This is a genomic window from Frankia sp. CpI1-P, from assembly GCF_001421075.1.
Taxonomy (GTDB): Bacteria; Actinomycetota; Actinomycetes; order Frankiales; family Frankiaceae; genus Frankia; species Frankia torreyi.
In genome coordinates, this window is the sequence record NZ_LJJX01000006.1 from 173,109 (window position 1) to 192,369 (window position 19,261).

Genomic DNA, 19,261 nt, shown 5'->3' on the forward strand with positions numbered 1-19,261 from the left:
CGGTGTGCGGGCCTATTACGACGACGTGGTCACTCGGTTCGGGGCGCAGTACAGTCTTTCGCATCCGGATCTGTGGGCCAAATTAAGTTCACACCTGAGCAACGCCGAGGAGCGGGACCGTTTCGTCGGCACGGTGAAGGACGCGTTCGTCGCCGCGGACGGCGGCTCGCCGGGCGGCATGGTGACGGTGGCGGACAGTCAGATCGCGAGCGGACTGAGGGCCGCCGGGATCGGCGCGTTGCCGACGGTGACGCTGACGGTCGATGATCCTGTGCTGCTCGGCCGCCCGCCGGACAGCGGTTTCGCGGTCGACCCGGTGTGTACCGCGAACGGCAACTTCGTCGAGCAGGAACTCGACCTGCCGCTGCCGGGGCGGGCCGGTGTGGCGGGGTGGCGGCGGACGTACAACTCCCGCGGTCATGACCGGGTCGGGGCACACGGGCCAGGGTGGTGCTCCTGGGCGGATACCGCGCTGGAGCTGAGCGCGGAGCTGGTCGGGTGGCGTGGGCCGGACGGGGCGGAGTTGCTGGTCGAGCGGCCGAGTGCCGGGCGGCCGACGGCGATGCCGCGTCTGGGCGCGATGCTGCACGCCGACGGGTCGGGATTCCGGTTCGAACGCGGCCCGGCGGAGACCTGGTGGTACGACGAGGCGGGCCGGCCGGTGCGGGTCCGGACCGGCCCCTCTGAGATCACCCTGGAGTGGGCTGGAAGCCGGCTGGTGCAGCTGCGGCATCCCCGGTCGGACCGGTCGGTGCTGCTGGAGTGGAACCACACCGGCACGCTGATCACCACGGCGCGAGCCAGCGATGGCCGGGCCGTGTCCTACTGCTATGACGACGACGCGCAGTTGGTGGCCGTCGACGGCGGCCCGCACGGTCCACGCCGCTACCGCTGCCTTGGCGGGATGTTGGTGGCGATCGTGGACGCGGACGGGGTGACGCTCGCGCGCAACAGCTACGACGAGGCCGGCCGAGTGCTGACCCAGCTGGCCCCGGAGGGACGGCTGGTTCGGTTCGGCTACGGCGAGGGCTACCGCACGCTGGTGACCGACGCAGCGGCCGGTGCGATCAACGAGTATCGGCATGACGCGGCCGGCCGGCTGATCTGTGTCATCGACGACGCGGACCGGGTCTTTCACCGGGTGTTCGACGACGCGGGCCAGCTACGCGGCATCCAGGAACGCTCCGGTGCCCGCTGGGCGATGGACTACGACGACGCGGGGAACCTGACCTCCCGGACCGGTCCGTGCGGGATCAGACAGCAGTGGACCTGGGACGACCACGGCCGGATGACCTCGCACACCGACCCAGGTGGCCAGGTGACCCGGTGGCTCTACGCCGGCGGGGCCCGGACCCCGGTGGAGATCGTCGACGCGACCGGTGCGGTCACCAGGATCACAGTGTCGGATGACGATCTGCCGATCTGTGTGGCGGATCCGGACGGTGTCACGACCCGCTTCGCCTGGGATGGCGACGGTCAGCTCACCAGGGTGGCCGTTGCCGGCGCTGGGCGCACGAGGCTGCGATATGACGCGGCGGGCCGGCTCGTCGAGATGATCGGCCCGGACGGTGATCCCCGGCGGTGGGAGACCGACGACGCTGGCCGGGTCGTGCTGGAGCAGGCCCCGGGCGGGGCGAGGAGCCGGTTCCACCACACCGCCGCGGGGCGCCCGGACGGCTACGTCGACCCGGCGGGGGGTCGGTGGAGCTCGACCTACGGCACGCACGGACGGGTCGCCCAGGTCACCGACCCGTTGGGCTCGACGGTCGGCTTCTCCTATGACCTGTTCGGGAACACCAGCGGGATCGTCGCGCCGGACGGGCAGACGTTCGGTTTCGACCATGACGGCCTGGGCCGCCTCGTGGCAGCCCGCGATCCGGCGGGGGCGACCTTCAGCCGGGCCTACGACCCGGACGGGCGGCCGACCCTCGAAACCGACGGCGACGGGAACGCCTGGCAGATCACCTACGACGAGGCCGGCCGGCCGACGGAACGCACCGCCCCGGACGGGCGGACCTGGCACCGTGCCTACGACCCGGCCGGCTCGGTCATCGCGGAGACCGACCCGGCAGGTGCCACCACCCACTATGACCACGACCCACGCGGCCGGGTCGTCGCGGTCACCGACCCGGCGGGCGGACGCCGCGCGCTGACCTGGACACCGGGCGGCCGGCTCGCGTCGGTCACCTCGCCGCTCGGCCGCACGGTGACCTACGGCTACGACAGGGCCGGCCGGCTGGCCCAGACCCTGTCGGTGTCCGGAGCGCGGACCGTCTACCGGCACGACCCGGCGGGCCGGCTGACCGCGCTGGTCACCCCCGCCGGCCGGGAAACCCGCTGGGAACACGACCCGCAGGGCGCCGTCAGCGCGGTGATCCGCCCAGACGGGCGGCGGATGACGATCGAACGTGACCCGCTCGGGCTGCCGGTGACGGTCACCGACGCGGACGGTGCGGTTCGCCGCTACACCTACGACGCCCGAGGAGCACTGACCAGCGCCACCGATCCGCTCGGCGCCGTCACGTCCTACGAGTACGACGTCCGGGGCCGCCTGCGGGCCTGGACGGACCCGCTGGGCGGGCGGTACGAGCTGCGCTACGACCAGGTCGGACGGCAGATCGGGATGACGGACCCGCTGGGGCGGCCCACGACCGTCACCCGCGACCGTAACGGTGCCGTTGACACCCTCCGGTACGCGGACGGCACCGGGCTGCGGTGGTGGCGCGACCCCGGCGGACGGCTGATCGGACGGGGCCTGCCCGGCAGCGAGCAGCCACAGGTGCGGTATAGCTACGACCCGGCTGGTCGGCTCACCAGAGCTGACCCGGCCAGCCCNGCTCCCGATCGGCCGGAGCTGGGCGGCGCGGTCGCCTTGGAATACGACAAGCTGGGCCGCCTCGTTGCCCGCACGACCGCGGCGGGACGACTCGCCTGGGGCTACGACGCCGACGGCCAGGTTGTCTCCGTGGGCCGCGCTGGCTCGGCGCCACTACGCTACGACTACGACGCCGATGGTCACCTGCGGTCGGTCGAGCATCCCGCGCTCGGCCGCCGCCTCCTCGACCGCGACGCCGACGGCCGCCCAGTCATCCCCGGCCGCACCGTGCATCGCGACTCCGCCGGGCGAATTGTCCAGATCGACCACGACGACACCCGGCTGCGGTTCAGCTACGACCCGGCCGGCCGCCGGATCACGGCCGACGGACCAGCCGGCACCGTCCGCTACCACTGGGACCCGGCAGGCCGGCTCGCCGACATCCACCACAGCCCGACCGGCGAGACCAGCGCGCCTGGCCGCACGACGAGGCTCGCCGTGGACGCGCTCGGTGCCCCGCTTCAGATCAACGGTGTGCCCGTGCTCTGGGACCCGGTCACCTGGCCCGGGCAGGTTCACCAGCTCGGCACGGCGACCTACGCCCGCGCCGGATCGGCCATCGGTGTCATCGACGGCGAGCTTCCAGAGGGCCGACCAGGTCAGGCCGGGCAGAGCCGCTGGATCGACTCCGACTGGCAGGGCTCGCCCGGCAGCTACGACCCCTGGGGCCTGCCCATCCCGAGCAGCTCCAACAGCCCGACAGGCAGTCCGGACGAGCCGGTCACCGGGCTCGGCTACCACGGCGAACTCGCCGTCGACGGCCTGCTCTGGCAACGCGCACGCGTCCTCGACCCGGCGACCCGGTCGTTCCTGTCACCCGACCCACTCGACCACCTACCCGGCATGCCCGCAGCGGCAAATCCCTACCACTACGCCTGGAACGACCCGGTCGGCCTGCTCGACCCCACCGGACTACGCCCGCTGAGCGACGACGAATACAACACCTACCGGACCCAGGCCGCCAAAGGCATGTTCGACAAGGCCTGGGACAACATCGGACACGACCCCTGGGGGAGCCTCGCCGCCGCCGTCATCGGCGCCGGCGTCGGCCTGATGTTCGTCCCCGGCGGCCAGGTGATCGGCACCGGGATTCTTATCGGCGCCGGANCCTCCGCCGGCATCGGCCTTGTCACCGGCCACGTCAGCCCCCGATCGATCGCCGTCTCCGGCATGCTCGGCGGCGCGACCGGCGGCATCGGCGATGCCCTCGGCGGCGCCACCGCCGCGGGAGCCGACATCGTCGGCGCCGACGCCACCGCCGTGGAGGATGCAGGGGCGGCGTTCAAGACCGTCTTCCGGTTCCACGACGCGAGCGATCCGACCTCGCTGGTGTCCCGGCTGGAATCCGCGGCGCCGGATGTGCAGGCAAAGGTAATGTCGCAGCTGGAGTCCCCGGCTGAGGTGGCCAGACTTGCCGAAGCTCATATGCAGGGTTTCGTTGAGAACAGCCCCTTCGTCAGCGTGACCGACAGCCCGGAGGCCGCGGCGGCTACAACCGATTGGTGGCTGCAAGGGATCGTGAAGAATGCGCCTCATCTCAGCGAGTTCAGCGTTCCGGCCAGCCGGCTCGTCGCACCGTCGAACGCTCTGTCCATCTCCGAAGGGGAGTACCTCTTTCAAGGGGACGATCTAATCAAATATCTTGTGGAAACTCGCGCAAATCCGTTCAGAGGAGGGTGGCGAATGCTGTCTCCCAAGGAGTACCCGGATGTCCTCGTTACCGTCGCCCACCCCTGGGGAAACCTGGAGGTGCCTTTGGAAGCCTGGATACAGACTGGCCCGGGGCCGCGACCCTATGTCGGCATCGTCGCGGCGAGGCGATCATCGACCGGGTGCGAGGTGCCGCTGGCTGAGATCCCGCACGAGTACCACAACAGCCCGGAGACCCGCAGCCTTCAACGGCAAGGCCTACTTCCGTGCCCGTGGGGGCCGCCGCCCAAGTCAGAGCCCTAGCCCAGATCTTTCACGTATCGGTTGGGTGTGGTCGCCCGCCCGCGCCGATGGCGTCTCGGATGCGTAGGAGCAGCATGGGACCGGCGCGATCATATGGTGATCATCAGGGTGTGGATAGTCACTGAGAGGTGCGAGGTGCGGGGCTGGTCGGTGGATATCGGGGCGAACGCGACCGTGCGGAAGCTGAGCCTTCGCCTGTTCGGACCGCCCGGCGACCGCGGGCTGGCGGTGGATAAGGAGCACTGNCTGGACGTGGAGCTGGCGGGAGTCGGCGCTGCCGGCTATGGAATCTACGAGGGTGTGCGATGAGCCGACTTGCGCGATGCCTGTTCCTGTCGAAGGGCACCATCAGCAAGGATGATGCCAGGGAGATCGCGCGAGCCGAGTGCGCCTTGCGCGGCCTTACCTGGGAGGAGCCCGTGAATGTGCGTCGCGACTTCGGGGACTGGGAAGTATGGACTAACGCCAATTACCGCGGCGGAAACATTCGGGTGATCGTTGGCGGAGGCAGCGGGGCCGTCGGGGGTGTCTTCGGGCCAATGCCACGATGATGATCAAAATCTCGTCGACACTCGCGCAAATTCGTTCGGCGACGGGTGACCTTTCGCCGAGACATTGTTCGGATCCGGGCCGTCGGCTGGCGGAGCGGGATCTGGCTCCGCGAAGGCCGGGGAGAAAGGAAGACCGTTGTGGCCACCAGCTCCGCGGATCCTGAGGACCTGGGCACCTACGTCACGGACGCCACCGCGGCCCGCACGACGCTGGCGGCGGCGGCGAGCGGTGTGCGGGCCTATTACGACGACGTGGTCGCCCGGTTCGGGGCGCAGTACAGTCTTTCGCATCCGGATCTGTGGGCGAAATTAGGTTCGCACCTGAGCGACGCCGAGGAGCGGGACCGTTTCGTCGCCACGGTGAAGGACGCGTTCGTCGCCGCGGACAGTGGCTCCGCGGGCACGGCCNCCGGCCCGGTCACGGTCGACGACGGCCGGATCGCTGCCGGTNTGAAGGCAGCCGGCATCGGCTCACTTCCGACGGCCACTCTCACCGTCGACGACCCGAAGCTGCTGGGCCACCCGCCGGACAGCGGCTTCGCGGCAGACCCGGTGTGCACCGCGAACGGCAACCTCGTCGAGCAGGAACTCGACCTTCCGCTGCCCGGCCGGGCGGCGCCGGCCGGCTGGCGGCGGACCTACAACTCCCGCGCTCATGAGCGGCTCGGCGCGCACGGGCGCGGGTGGTCCAGTTGGGCCGACACCGCCCTGGACCTCGGTGACGAGCGGGTCGAGGGCGCCAAGCGGGTCGAGGGCGCCGAGCGGGTCGAGGGCGCCGAGCGGGTCGAGGGCGCCGAGCAGATCGAGTGGCGCGCCCCGGACGGCGCGTGCTGTCTGCTGGCGCGCCCCGGCGTGGACCGGCCGACCGAGCTGCCGCTGCTGGGCGCGACCCTGCACGCCGACGGCGCGGGCTTCCGCTTCACCCGCGGGCCGGGGGAGACCTGGTGGTACGACGAGGCCGGTCGGCCGGTGCGGGTGCGCGTCGACCGGACGGAACTGCTGCTCGCCTGGTCGGGCGGCCGGCTGAGGCGGCTGTCGCATCCCCGTTCGGGCCGGTTCGTCGAGCTGGTATGGGACGACGAGCGTGTCCTGGTCACGGCGGTGCGGGCCAGCGACGGCCGGGAGGTGCGCTACTCCTACGACGAGTACGCCAACCTGGTCGCCGTCGACGGCGGCCCCCAGGGCTCCCGCCGCCTCCGGTACGCCGGGGCGACCGCCGGCCTGCTGACCGAGCTCGTCGACGCCGACGGCGTGACGCTGGCCCGCACCACCTACGACGAGGCCGGCCGGGTCCTGACCCAGCTCAGCCCCGAGGGCCGTCTCGTCCAGTTCGCCTACCGGGAGGGCCACCGCACTCTGGTCACCGACGCGGCGGGCGGTGCCATCAACGAGTACCGCCACGACTCGGCCGGCCGGCTGGTCGGCGTCGTGGACGACGCGGACCGTCCCCTCTACCGGGTGTTCGACGACGCCGGCCGGCTGCGCGGCATCGAGGAACGCTCCGGCGCGCGCTGGACGATGGACTACGACGACGAGGGCAACCTCGTCCACCGCGCCGGCCCGTGCGGCATCACCGAGCGCTGGTCATGGGACACCCTCGGCCGCCTGACCAGCTACACCGACCCACGCGGCCACCTCACCCGATGGGTCTACGCCGGCACCGCGCGCACCCCGGTGGAGATCGTCGACGCGGCCGGCGCGCTGATCCGGATCACCGTGAACGACGACGACCTGCCCACCTGCGTCGTCGATCCGGACGGCGTCACGACGAGGTTCCGCTGGGACGACGACGCCCAGCTCATCGACGTGCGGGTCGCCGGCGGCGGGCGGACCAGGCTGCGCTACGACGCGGCCGGCCGGCTGGTGGGGATCACCGGGCCGGTGGGGCAGACCCGGGTATGGGAGAACGACGCCGCCGGGCGGGTGACGCGCGAGCAGGGCCCGGACGGGGCAGGCAGCGAGTACCACTACACCGCCGCGGGCCGTCCCGACGGCTACGTCGACCCGGCCGGCGGGCGATGGGGTTCGACGTATGGCCCGCACGGGCGGGTCGAGCAGGTCACCGACCCGTTGGGCTCGACGCTCGGCTTCGAGTACGACCTGTTCGGCAACACCGCGCTGATCGTCGCCCCCGACGGCCAGAAGTTCCACTTCGACCACGACGGCCTCGGCCGGCTGGTGGCCCTGAGCGATCCCGCCGGCGCGACGTTCCGCCGTGGCTACGACCCGGACGGCCGCCCGACCGTCGAGTCCGACGCCGAGGGCCACGAGTGGCGGACCGAGTACGACGAGGCCGGCCGCCCGGTGCGCCGCACCAGCCCGGACGGGCGGGTCTGGCAGCGCGCGTACGACCCGGCCGGCGCCGTCATCGCCGAAACGGACCCGGCGGGCGCCGTCACCCGCTACGAGCACGACCCGCGCGGACGGGTGGTGGCCGTCACCGACCCGCTGGGCGGGCGGCGCACGCTCGAGTGGACTCCCGGCGGGCGCCTCGCCGCCGTCACCACGCCCCTTGGCCGGCGCGAGACCTACGGCTACGACCGGGTCGGCCGCTGGGTGCAGACCACCTCCCCGTCCGGGGCGCGCACCCTGTACCGCCGCGACGCCGCGGGCAGGCTGACCGCACTCGTCACCCCCGCCGGCCGCGAGACGACCTGGGAGTACGACGCGTACGGCCGCGTCGTCGCGGTCACCCGCCCGGGCGAGCGGCGCACGACGATCGAGCACAACCCGCTCGGTCTGCCCGTGGTCGTCACCGACGGCACCGGCGCCTCCCGCCGCTACACCTACGACGCCCGCGGCGCCCTGACCAGCGCCACCGACCCGCTCGGCGCCGTCACCCGCTACGAGTACAACGCCCGCGGCCAGCTCTCCGCCTGGACGGATCCGCTGGGCGGCCGCCACGAACTGCGCCACGACCAGGTCGGCCGACTGACCGCCACGACCGACCCCCTCGGCCGCACCACCACCGTCACCCGGGCCAGCGACGGCGCGGTCCAGGCCTGGCGTGGTGCGAACGGCGTCGGCCAACGGTGGTGGCGGGACGCGGCCGGCCGACTGGTGGGCGAAGGTCTCCTCGACGATGCCGAGCCCCGGACTCGTTTCGACCACGATGCCGCCGGTCGCCTGATCAGTGCCACGGCACAGGCTGATGCGACGGGACCCGACCGGGGCGTCTCCCTGACCTACGACGCGGCCGGTCGGCTGGTCTCCCGCACCACCGCGGCGGGCCGGCTCACCTGGGAGTACGACGCGGACGACCGCTGCGTCCGGCTGGGCCAGGCAGGCTCGCCGCCGGTGCGCCACGACTACGACGACGACGGCTACCTGCGCTCCGTCGAGCACCCGATACTCGGCGTGNGGCGGATCGACCGGGACGCCGACGGGCGGATCAGCGCACCGGGCAGAACGGTGGAACGCGACGCCGTAGGTCGGATCACCCGGGTCGTCGACGGCGGCCGCGAGCTGCGCTTCGGTTACGACGCCGCCGGCCAATTGGTCACCGCCGAGGGGCCGTGGGGGACCCAGACCCTGACCTGGGATCTGGGCGGACGCCTCGTCGCCGAGGACCGCGGCGACCCGGCCGGCGTCCTGCGTTCCACCTATGATGCCGCCGGCCAGCTCGTCGAACGCCGCCTCGGGGCGGCCGGGCCGACCCGCTACCGGTACGACACGGCCGGCCGCCGCGTGGCGAAGGACGGGCCGACCGGTAGCACCAGGTACGGCTGGGACGCCCTGGGCCGGCTCACCGAGGTCAGCCGCATCCCGTCCCGCGCCGTCGGCGGCGACGCGCCGGAGGAGCGGACGACTCGCCTGGTCACCGATGCACTCGGTGAGCTGCTGCAGATCGACGGCACCGCGGTCCGCTGGGACCCGGTGACCTGGCCGGGGCAGGTCCAGGGCCTCGGCGACACCACCTACGTCCGCGCCGAGTCGGCCCTCGGTGTGATCGGCCCCACGACGCCGGATGCCCGCGCGGACGGGCAGGGAGAGGACGCGGGGCGTGGGCGCTGGCATGACACCGACTGGCAGGGCTCGTTCGGCGGCCATGACCCGTGGGGAGGGCGGTTCCCCACCCGCGACGCCGGAGAGGCTGCTCGCGGCTCGTCCCCGGATGCCAGGGTCTCGGTTGGGCTCGGCTACCGTGGCGAACTCGCCTTCAACGGCCTGCTCTGGCAGCGCGCCCGGGTTCTCGACCCCCAGGCGCGTTCCTTCCTGTCCCCGGATCCGCTCGAGCACGTTCCCGGCATGCCGGGTGCGGCGAACCCCTACCACGAGGCGTGGAACAACCCGGTCGGAATGCTGGACCCGACCGGGTTGCGTCCACTGAGCGACGACGCGTACGAGGATTATCGGTCGCAGTCCGCCAGGAACATGTTCGGCAAGGCCTGGCACAACATCCAGAAGGACCCGTGGGGAAGCCTGGCCGCCGCCGCGGTCATCACCGCTGGAGTCGGGCTGATGTTCGTGCCGGGAGGGCAGGCGATCGGTGCCGGCATCCTCATCGGCGCCGGGAGCTCCGCCGGCCTGGGTCTCGTCACCGGCAACTTCGATCCCACGGCTGTCGCGCTTTCCGGTATCGCCGGGGGTGTCGGCGGCGGTGTCGGCGCCGCCACCGGAAAACTCGTCACGGGGGAGGGCTATCTGGTCGCGGCCGGATCGGGCGCAATCTCTGGGGCTGCCGGGGATGTCACCGAACAGCAGGTAGCCCACCCGGGGCATCTTGATCTCGGCGAGGTCGCATTCGGCCTGGCGACTGGTGGGCTCGGCGGAGCGGGTAGCCGCATGCTGTTCCGGCCGACTCTCAAGCCGGCCGACGTGCGGTTCAGCCAGGGGTCGGTCGGCAGGAGAGTCCCGCAGTACGTCGCCAGCATGCGGGCGAACGGTTGGGCTGGCGACCGGATCGACGTCGTGCGGATGCCCGACGGCGGACTGACGAGTGTCGACAACCGGCGGGTGCTCGCGGCAAAGATCACGAACACCCGGATCCAGGCGAACATCCACCGGTACAGCGACCCCATACCATCCGATTTCGCCGGCCGGTTCAGAGACACGAAGAAGATTTCGCCCGACACCTGGGGGGAGGCGGTGGAGAACCNATTGCGAGGGCAGAAGGCAATCTATCGTCAGACATATCCGATGGGATCGCCCATAACCAGCTGGAATGGAGGGTGGGATGAGTAACTTGATATCCACCGTCGATCTTNCTCGGGACTTCACCTATCCACCGGAATTTCTCNGAGTGGTGGAGCTCGGACTGACCAACCTCGAACCCTGGTGGATCATGGATGGGGAAATTCTGTTCCGCCGACACCTAGGCCTGCGCAGCCGCTACCCCGCCGACTGCTTTGTACCGTTCGCGGAGCGGCAGGACAACGATGACGTCGCCTGTTGGGATCTGGACTCCGGCGGTATCACCGTCGTACACGACTTCGCCAGCCCTGGATACCACCGGGAAAATGCCTTCGTCAATTTCTACGCCTGGTTCCGGCGGGCTGTCGAGGATTTTATTGAATGGGGAGAATAGCGTTCGACGCGTAGCGGCGGAGACGCGCGGAGGCCACAGCCAAGACTTGTGCCACGGGCAGCCTGCGGCAGGGCCTTGAATTCCCGATCGCCGATGGCTANGTGAAGGTCACTGGCTGGGTGCGGAGCGGTCGGGGGTCGGCGCTGCTGGTTACGGAATCTATGAGGATGAGCGATGAGCCGACTTGCGCGATGCCTGTTCCTGTCGAAGAGCCACATCAGCGGGGAGGATGCCAGGGAAATCGCGCGCGGAGTGCGCCAGGCGAGGACTCCCGTNGTGGGAGCCGGTGATGGTGCGCCGCGACTTCGGGGACTGGGAAGTTCAGAACTTGGCCACCGTCGCGGAGGGCGCTGATGTTGTCTCTCGAGGAGTACCCGGATGTCCTGGTTACCGTCGCCCACCCTTGGGGCAACGTGGAGGTTCCTGTGGATGCCTGGATACAGACTGGCCCGGGGCCGCGGCCCTACGTCGGCATCGCCGCGGCGAGGCGGTCATCGACTGGACGCGAGGTGCCGCTAACGGAGATCCCACTCGAGTATCACAACAGCTCGGAGAACCCGCAGCCTTCAACGGCACGGCCTACTTCCGTGTCCATGGTGGCCGCCGCCCGAGTCGGAGCCTAGAAATTTCACCGACCTGGGATGATGTCGTCCGGCTCGCCTCATTGACAGGAAAGTGGTGCAGATCGTCGTGGTGGATTTCGTCCCTTCAGCCGGCCTGGTCACCTTCAGGTACGGTGGCGGCCCGTTGGTCGGACGGTGGCGTGGTAACGAGGCTCCCCGGCCCGAGNCCGTCTATGCCGAGCTCATGACACTTCCGACCGGTCCTGCGGGGCGCAGTCCGCGGTCTCGGACCTCATGATCGTCAGGGTGCGCGCGGTCGCCGGGGGCGGCGGGGTGCGGGACTGGTCGGTGGAGGTCGGGGCGGACGCGACTGTGCGGGAGCTGGGTCTTCGCCTGTTTGGCCCGGCGGGCGAGTTCGGTCTTGTGGTGGAGGGGGAGTCGTTCGAGCCTGAGGTGCCGGTGGCGATCTGCGGCATCGTCGACGGCGTCGAGGTGGCCCCGGCCGAATCCGTGGACGGGTATTGGTCCGGGTCTGGCGGTGGGCTCACCGCGCCGGGACCGTCGGCTTGGCGGGGAGACGACACCTCGCAGGGAGACAACGCCGATGCCTGGTGGGAGCCCGTGGCTGCGCCGGAACCCAGCGGCTTCGAGGCGGTCGCGTCGGATACGGAGGCGGACTGGTGGGCCCCGGCCCACCACGCCGAACTGTCTGACGTACTGCCCTGGTCGTCGGCGGGGTCGCAGCCCGGCGGGTGGGAGCTGGTGGTCGTCGCTGGCCCGGGTGCTGGGTGGCGGCTGCCCGTGCCGGTGGGGCAGGCGGTCTCGCTGCTCGTCGACCCGTTCGACGGGCCGCTGCTCGAACGCGGCGGCGTTGAGGAGGCGGTGGCCGAGTTCACCGTGGCCGACGACGCGGTCACCTGCCGGTGGGCGGCGGCCGAGTTCACCGTGGACGGCGAGGCTCCCGCGGACGATCAGGTCCTGCGCCCCNCCGCGGTGCTCACCGTCGGGCGCAGCACCGCACGCCTGGCCCGCGCGGGCGGCGGGCTGGCCCGACCGGGCCAGGCACTGGGCGTGCCGGCCGAGCATCGCCCGACCGTGCCGTTCCACCGCACCGCCCGTCCGGTGCCACCGCCGGCGCCGGACGGGGTCACGCTGCCGCCGACGCCCCGGGAGCCGGGCCGGGCGAACCCGTTCAACTGGGCCTCCCTCGGCGCTCCGCTGGTCCTCGCCGGCCTTCTGTTCACGATGACCAGGCAGCTCACGTACGCGCTCCTCTCCGCGATGGGCGCGATCATCGTGGTGTTCTCGTTCGTGGAGAGCCGGCTGCGCCGCCGCCGGGAGGTGCGCCGCGGCGCCGCCGAGCGGGCGGCGGAACTCGCCGCGTTCGACACCAGGCTGGCCGAGGCCAGGCGCCAGGAGCTGCGGCGCCGCTGGGACGTCACGCCGACGGCGGCCGACTGGGTGCGCGCCGCCGACCAGCTGGGCGCCACCCTGTGGGAACGCGGTCCGACCGACCGCGACTTCCTGGACGTCTTCGTCGCCGTCGGGCACCTGCAGTGGCGTCCGGCGGTCGAGCGGGTGGACCAGGCCGGCGCCGAGGTCAGGGAACGGGTGGCCCGTTCGGGGGGTCTCTCACCCGTCCCGCTCACCCTCAGTCTGGACCGCGGCGAGCTCGTGACGCTGCGCGGCCCGCGGCCGGAGGTGCTGGGCCTGGTCCGTGCGGCGATCTGTCAGGCGTGCTGCGCGCAGGGGCCCGCCCATCTGCGGATCGGCCTGCTGGTCGAGGACACCGCCGACTGGGAGTGGCTCAAGTGGCTCCCGCACCTGCGGGACGAGGCCAGCGGGGAACTGCGGGTGCGGCGCATCGACGCCACCGCAGACCCGCAGCGCGCCGTCGACGAGGCCGCCGCCTGGCTGACAGCCGCGGACGCGTTCGCCGCCGCCGGCGCCGCCGGAGCAGGAGGACCGGGAGGACCAGGCCGGCCGGGCGGATCGGGCCGGCCGGGCGGATCGGGCGGCCTCGGTGGCTCCGGTGGCTTCGGCGGCCGGGGCGCCGGCGGGGGTCCCGCGTTCGGCCTGCCGGCCGCCGCGTCCCCCGAGCGGGTGCAGGCGGTCCGGACCCTGCTGATCGTCGACGGCCCGCGGCTGCGGCCCGGGTCCAGCCTCGCCTTCCGCCGCGCGCTCGCGGCCGACGCGTCGGCGATCGTCGTCGACGGCCCACCCCCCAATCTGACCACCACGCTGGTCGAGTTCGGCCCCGACGGCACGGTCACGCAGGCCGACGCCAGGACCGGCCAAGTCGTCCACGGCGCGAGCCCGGCGGCGCTCGACGCCGACGACGCCGACCGCTGCGCGCGGATGCTCGCGCGGCTCGACGATCCGCTCGTGGCCGAGCGGGACGTGCCGTTGCCCGCCGGGGTGCGGCTGTCCGACCTCGTCCCGTTCGACCTGGCGCAGCCGTCCGACCAGCTTGCCGACGCCATCCGCGGGCACTGGTCGGCCCGCCACGACCCCGGGAGCCTCACGATCGCGGTGGGCGTCGGCGAGGATGGGCCGTTCGAGCTCGACCTCGTCCGCCATGGCCCGCACGGGCTCCTGGGCGGCGCGACGGGATCCGGCAAGAGCGAGCTGCTGAAGACNATCGTGGCCGGGCTCGCCGCGCGGTACTCACCCGACGAGGTGATCATCGGACTGTTCGACTTCAAGGGCGGCACGTCCCTGCAGGAGCTCACCCGGCTGCCGCACTGCGTCGGCCTGGTCAGCGACACCGACCTGCACGAGGCCGAGCGGGCGCTGCGCTACCTGCGCACCGAGCTGCTGCGCCGCGAACGGCTGCTGTTCGCCCGCGGCGCGACGAAGATCGAGCAGATCGCCGGTGAGCTGCCCCGACTGATCGTCATCATCGACGAGTTCCAGATCCTCGCCGATGAGCTCCCCGACGAGCTGCAGACCGTCATCGACCTGACGAAGCGGGGCCGCTCCCTGGGCGTGCACCTGCTGTTCGCCACGCAGAGCCCCGCCTCGGTGCGCAACTACGACGAGATCAAGCGCAACACCCAGCTGCGGATGACCCTCAAGCTCCTCGACGTCGAGGACTCGGTGCGCCTCATCGACCTGCCGGACGCCGCCCGGTTCACCGTGCCCGGCCGCGGGCTGGCCCGGGTCGACAACCAGGTGCTCGCCTTCCAGGCCGGCTACCCGTCCGGCCCAGTCGAAGCGTCCGCGGACGACGCGATCCGCCTCGAACCGTTCACGCTGCTCCCCGCCGCCGCCCCCGACGACGACAGGTGGACCGTCACGCCCAGTGCGGTCGCCACCGCCGCCTCGGCCGTCCCACCCGGCGCGGCCGTCGTCGCCACCGCGGACGTCGTGGGCGCCGCAGGCGTCGTCACGTCCATGTCCGGCGGCGCGAACCTGGCGGGCATCGCAGCCCTGGACGAGCCCTGGTGGCAGGTGGACGACCTGCCGAACGGCACGGGTGTCGAGGACGACGAGAGTGTCGAGGCCGGGGAGCGGACCGAGCTGGGCGCGTTGATCGCCGGAGTCCGGCGTGCCTACCGGTCGGCGCTGGGCAGGCGCCAGCTGCGGCCCGTCGCGGACGTCTGGCCGCCGGCACTGCCCGTGTCGCTGGCACCGGGCGAGGTCGTGGCCCAGGCCCGGGCGGGGGAGGTGATCCCCGGGCGTCCCGCCGGGCTCGCGGCGTACTTCGGCCGCGCGGACCGTCCGGACGAGTCCGAGCACGCCCGCCAGCCCGCGGTCGCCTGGCATCTCGACGCCGGCAACCTGCTCGTCTTCGGCGCTCCGGGCGCCGGCGCCACCACCGCGCTGACCGTGCTCGCCACGAGTCTCACCGCCTCGCTGTCCCCGGCCGAGCTGCACCTGTACGCACTCGACTTCGCCGGAGGCGACCTGCAGGGGCTCGCCGCGCTGCCGCACTGCGCCGGCAACGTCATCCTCGGTGACGAGCGGGAGCGGCAGGTGAACCTGCTGGCCTACCTGCGGGCCCGGATCGCCCGGCTGGGGGCGCTGGACGCGGCGGCCCGAGCGGCCGAGGCCCAGTCGATCCTGCTGATCGACAACCTGGCCGGCTTCATGAACGCGTACGAGGCCGTCAGCTCCAAACAGGGGATCGCGGTGCTGGAGGACTTCGCCGCGGTGATCGGCGCGGGGCCCGCGTCGAAGGTGGCCGTCGCCGCGTCCGTCGTCGGCACCCGGGTGCGCAACGAGGTCGCCGCCCGCGCGCCGCAGCGGCTCATCCTGCGCCTACCGGACCGCAACGCCTACACCGACCTCACCGTCGAACGACGCTCGATCCCACGCGGTGTGCCCGGCCGGGGCCTGTGGACCACCGGCAACGACCTGCTGATGGAGGTCCAGGTCGCCACCCCCGACGCCGTCTCCCCGACCGGGGCCACGCGCGAGTCCACGCCCGCAGCGTTGCCCACCGATGTGCCCGCAGCCCTGCTCGGCGGCGCCGACGGGCCTGGCCGGTCGTCGCGGTGGGCCTGGGCGGACGGCGCCCGCGCCGCGTCCCTACCCAGACGCATCCGGGCCCTGCCGGCGACGATCGAGCCGGACGAGCTCACCGCGGACGGGGGCGCCCGCCTGGACGACGACGTGCTGGTGATCCCGGTGGGCCTCGCCACCCAGGACGGCGCGGTCGTGCAGGTGTGCCTTGACCTGGCGGAAGGCAGCCCGGCCCTGGTGTACGGGCCACCTCGCTGCGGCAAGAGCACGCTGCTGCGCCGACTCGCGGAGCTCACTCGGGCGAGCCTGGGTGACGCCGTGGCGATCTACGCGGCAGCCCCCGCCGACTCGCCGCTCGCGGGCTGCCCGGCCGCGGACCGGGTGCGTGAGCTCGACACGGCGGTGACCCTCGCCCAGCGGGCCGCGGGCGAGCAGCGCCCCGCCCTGCTGCTCATCGACGACGTGACCCGGCTCGGCGACAGCCTGAACGCCTTCCTGCAGGAGCGTCACCCCCGCGTCCGCCTGGTTGCGACGGCCCGCGTCGGCGAGCTGCGCACGGCCGACTACACCTCGACCGCGAGCCGGCTCAAGTCGGCGCCGACCCGCCTCGTGCTCGAACCGGAACCCGGCGAGTCCGACCCCATCAGCGGCCGGTACCTCACCTACCCGCCGAGCGGACCAGGCCGCGGCCGAGGCTTCCTGCTCTCCGCAAGCGGCACCCGATTCGTCCAGACCTGAACCAGCACCCCGATGCACATGGAATGGGGTGTTCCGGTGGTGGCAGGCCGACCATCCTGGAAGGGCCCAACGGTAAGCGGCGGGCGGAGGGAAGAACGAGATGGCGGCCGTCCTTCCCCAGGGTGACGCGCTGGCGATCCGGGAGATCCTGGCGCTGTTCGCGCATGTCTTCGACAACAACGATGTGGCGGGGCTGGGGCTCGCGTGCACGTCCGACGTCCGGGTCGACATCGGGCCGGGCCCGAGCCGGACCTACCACGGGCTCGGGGAGTTCGCCGACTACGTCCGCTCCAGGAGCGCGGCGGCGCCCGACCATCACACTGTCCACACCTCCCTGCTCCTCCAGGAGGACGGGAGCGTGCGGGCCTGAAGTCGCTACCTCGGGATTGACCTGGAGGGCCGGCTGACCAGCGGCGAGTTCTTCGACGCCTGGCGTCCACGGGTCGGTGACCTGGGCGTCCCCCGCGGTGACGCGCCGGTCAGGCCCTGACCGGCGAGGTCCGCCAGGACGGCGGCGGATGTCCGATAATCAACGCCGTTGACGTGATTCCACGATCGCGATCATGAGAATCGACTGGACGTGAAGCGATACCGCTGCGGCGAGCGATTGCCCGGCGGCCTACCCGGGCACGCAGAGGAAGGCGGCCGGCGCGGTCCGCGCACCCCAAGCGGTTGCGCACCCGCGTCCTGCCGCCGCCCGACCGCTACCGCCTTGTGCGGCCTCCGGAGGTGGAACGTGCCCGCAGCATGGTCGTTGCCGGCGTCCCTGCGTCGATTCCTGCCCGCCGACAGGGCAGCCGATCGCCCGGCACCCGCGTCCGCCGCCGGGTCCGGGGCGGCAGCGTCCCGCGTGGTCGTGGTGGGCAGCGGATTCGCCGGCCTGCGGCTGCTGCGGCGGCTGGAGGGTCTGCTGCCGGCGTCGGCGGCGGANCTCACCGTCGTCTCGCCGGTGGACCATCTGCTCTACACCTCCCTGATGCCGCAGGTCTGCGCGAGCTCGGTGGAGCCGCGGCACCTGGCGGTGGCCACCCGGGGGGCGCTGCGCCGCACCGTGCTGCGCCTGGGCCATGCGGTGGCGGTCGACACCCGGGCCCGCACGGTGACCGTGCTCGGCAGCGACGGCACGGTCGACGAGCTGGGCTGGGATCGGCTTGTGCTGGCCCCCGGGTCCGTCACGCGGACCTTCGACATCCCCGGCGTGCGCGAGCACGCGATCGGCCTGAAGAACCTCGCCGAGGCCGTCCACCTGCGCGACCATGTGCTGCGGCAGTTCGAGCGGGCGGATGCCACCACCACCGACGACGCTCGCCGGCGCGCCCTGTGCACCTTCGTGATCGTCGGCGGCGGGTACACGGGCACGGAGCTCGCCGCGCAGATGACCCGTTTCAGCCGGCGCGCGGTGGCGAACTACCCGCGGGTGCGGGCCGAGGAGGTCCGCTGGGTGCTCGTCGACCACGCGCCGAGCCTGCTGCACGAACTGGCGCCGACGCTCGGCCGCCGGGCCGCCGACGTGCTGACCGCCCGCGGCGTCGAGCTGCGGCTGCGGACGGCGGTGCACGAGGTCACCGAGCGCACCGTCCGGTTGGGCCAGGCGGAGGCCCCCGACCAGCACGAGACGATCGACACCCACACCGTGGTCTGGTGCGCGGGGGTGTCCCCGAGCCCGCTCGTGGCCAAGCTGGGCCTGCCCACCACGCACGGGCGCCTCGTCGTCGACGACTGCTTCCGCGTCCCCGAGGTGGATGGCCTGTTCGCGCTGGGCGACGCCGCCGCCGTGCCGGACGTGACCCGCTCGGGCGCCCTCGCCAGTCAGACCGCCCAGCACGCCGTGCGCCAGGCCGGGGCCGCCGCCCGCAACGTGGCGGCGTCCCTCGGGTACGGCACCGCCCGGCCGTACCGGCACCACGATCTCGGGTTCGTGGTCGATCTAGGCGGCCGGGACGCGGTGGCCAACCCGCTGGGGGTCACCCTGCACGGACTGCCCGCGGCCGTGGTCACCCGGGCGTACCACGCGTACGCGTTGAACAACGGGTCCAATCGGGTCAGGGTGGTCACGGACTGGGCGCTGGACCTGGTCATCCCGCACCAGATCGTGCAGCTCGGCTTCGCTGACGGGCGGCCACCCACGATCGACGCCACCGAGCAGACCGGCATCTACCCGGCCGCGGCGTCGGGACCGGCGAGCGTCGACGTTGCCCCGAGCGACTCCCCGGCGCATCCGGGCCGTGCGGTGGGCGGCGTCGCGGGACGATGAACCGGGCCGGTGTTCCGCGCCCCCTTCCCCCGGCAGCCGGCCCGATCGGATCAGGCCCGGCAGCCGGTCCGAGCGGATCAGGCCCGGCCCCCGGCCCGATCGGGTCAGGCGGTCCCGCCGCCGCCGGCTGCCACCCCGCCCACCGGGACAGCGGTCGGGCTCGTGACGAGCCGGCCGCAGGCGGCCGAGTTGGAGACCTCCTCGGGCAGCTCGGGCTTCACGTCGCTGCGGGCCGCCCCGTCGTAGCGGCCGCTGTGGTTCGCGTCGACACCGTGCTGCTCGATCACGCCCTCGCCGCCGCGCAGCTCCGCGGCGACCGTCGGGGAGACGGTG

The 19,261-nt window shown here is 72.6% G+C and carries 8 protein-coding genes and 3 pseudogenes; all 11 read left to right on the forward strand.

Annotation, left to right across the window (positions count from 1 at the left end; all coding sequences use genetic code 11):
- Positions 1-178 precede the first annotated feature (178 nt).
- On the forward strand, positions 179-2,835 hold a 2,657-nt coding region (locus FF86_RS65450), incomplete at its 3' end, for a DUF6531 domain-containing protein (RefSeq protein ID WP_396229792.1).
- A gap of 37 nt (positions 2,836-2,872) precedes the next feature.
- Positions 2,873-3,982, forward strand: a 1,110-nt coding sequence (locus FF86_RS65455; protein ID WP_396229793.1) for an RHS repeat domain-containing protein, incomplete at its 3' end; no start/stop codon positions are given.
- 1,535 nt (positions 3,983-5,517) lie between these two features.
- On the forward strand, positions 5,518-5,787 hold a 270-nt coding region (locus FF86_RS35465), incomplete at its 3' end, for a hypothetical protein (protein WP_206778900.1).
- 144 nt (positions 5,788-5,931) lie between these two features.
- The coding region (locus tag FF86_RS65460) for a DUF6531 domain-containing protein (RefSeq protein ID WP_396229794.1) at positions 5,932-8,739 on the forward strand (2,808 nt) is incomplete at its 3' end.
- A 51-nt stretch (positions 8,740-8,790) separates the two neighbouring features.
- Positions 8,791-10,477: RHS repeat domain-containing protein (locus tag FF86_RS65465; RefSeq protein ID WP_396229795.1), on the forward strand; the 1,687-nt coding region annotated here is incomplete at its 3' end.
- 1,286 nt (positions 10,478-11,763) lie between these two features.
- A pseudogene (locus FF86_RS35510) lies at positions 11,764-12,456 on the forward strand (hypothetical protein); the annotation flags it as partial.
- Between the two features lie 1,371 nt (positions 12,457-13,827).
- A partial coding sequence (locus FF86_RS65470; protein WP_396229796.1) for an FtsK/SpoIIIE domain-containing protein occupies positions 13,828-14,108 on the forward strand: 281 nt, incomplete at its 3' end.
- A 1-nt stretch (position 14,109) separates the two neighbouring features.
- Positions 14,110-16,674: an FtsK/SpoIIIE domain-containing protein gene (locus tag FF86_RS65475; protein WP_396229784.1), complete on the forward strand. Its 2,565-nt coding sequence runs from the start codon at positions 14,110-14,112 to the stop codon at positions 16,672-16,674.
- Between the two features lie 100 nt (positions 16,675-16,774).
- Positions 16,775-17,044, forward strand: a complete 270-nt coding sequence (locus FF86_RS06305) for a nuclear transport factor 2 family protein (RefSeq protein WP_044884142.1) — start codon at positions 16,775-16,777, stop codon at positions 17,042-17,044.
- A gap of 366 nt (positions 17,045-17,410) precedes the next feature.
- A pseudogene (locus tag FF86_RS41770) lies at positions 17,411-17,604 on the forward strand (NAD(P)/FAD-dependent oxidoreductase); the annotation flags it as partial.
- 1 nt (position 17,605) lies between these two features.
- Positions 17,606-18,928: pseudogene (locus tag FF86_RS06310) on the forward strand (NAD(P)/FAD-dependent oxidoreductase); the annotation flags it as partial.
- Positions 18,929-19,261 lie beyond the last annotated feature (333 nt).

Excerpts from the sequence above, each read along its gene's own strand:
- FF86_RS06305 (WP_044884142.1), top strand. The coding sequence starts at position 16,775 with ATGGCGGCCGTCCTTCCCCAGGGTGACGCGCTGGCGATCCGGGAGATC.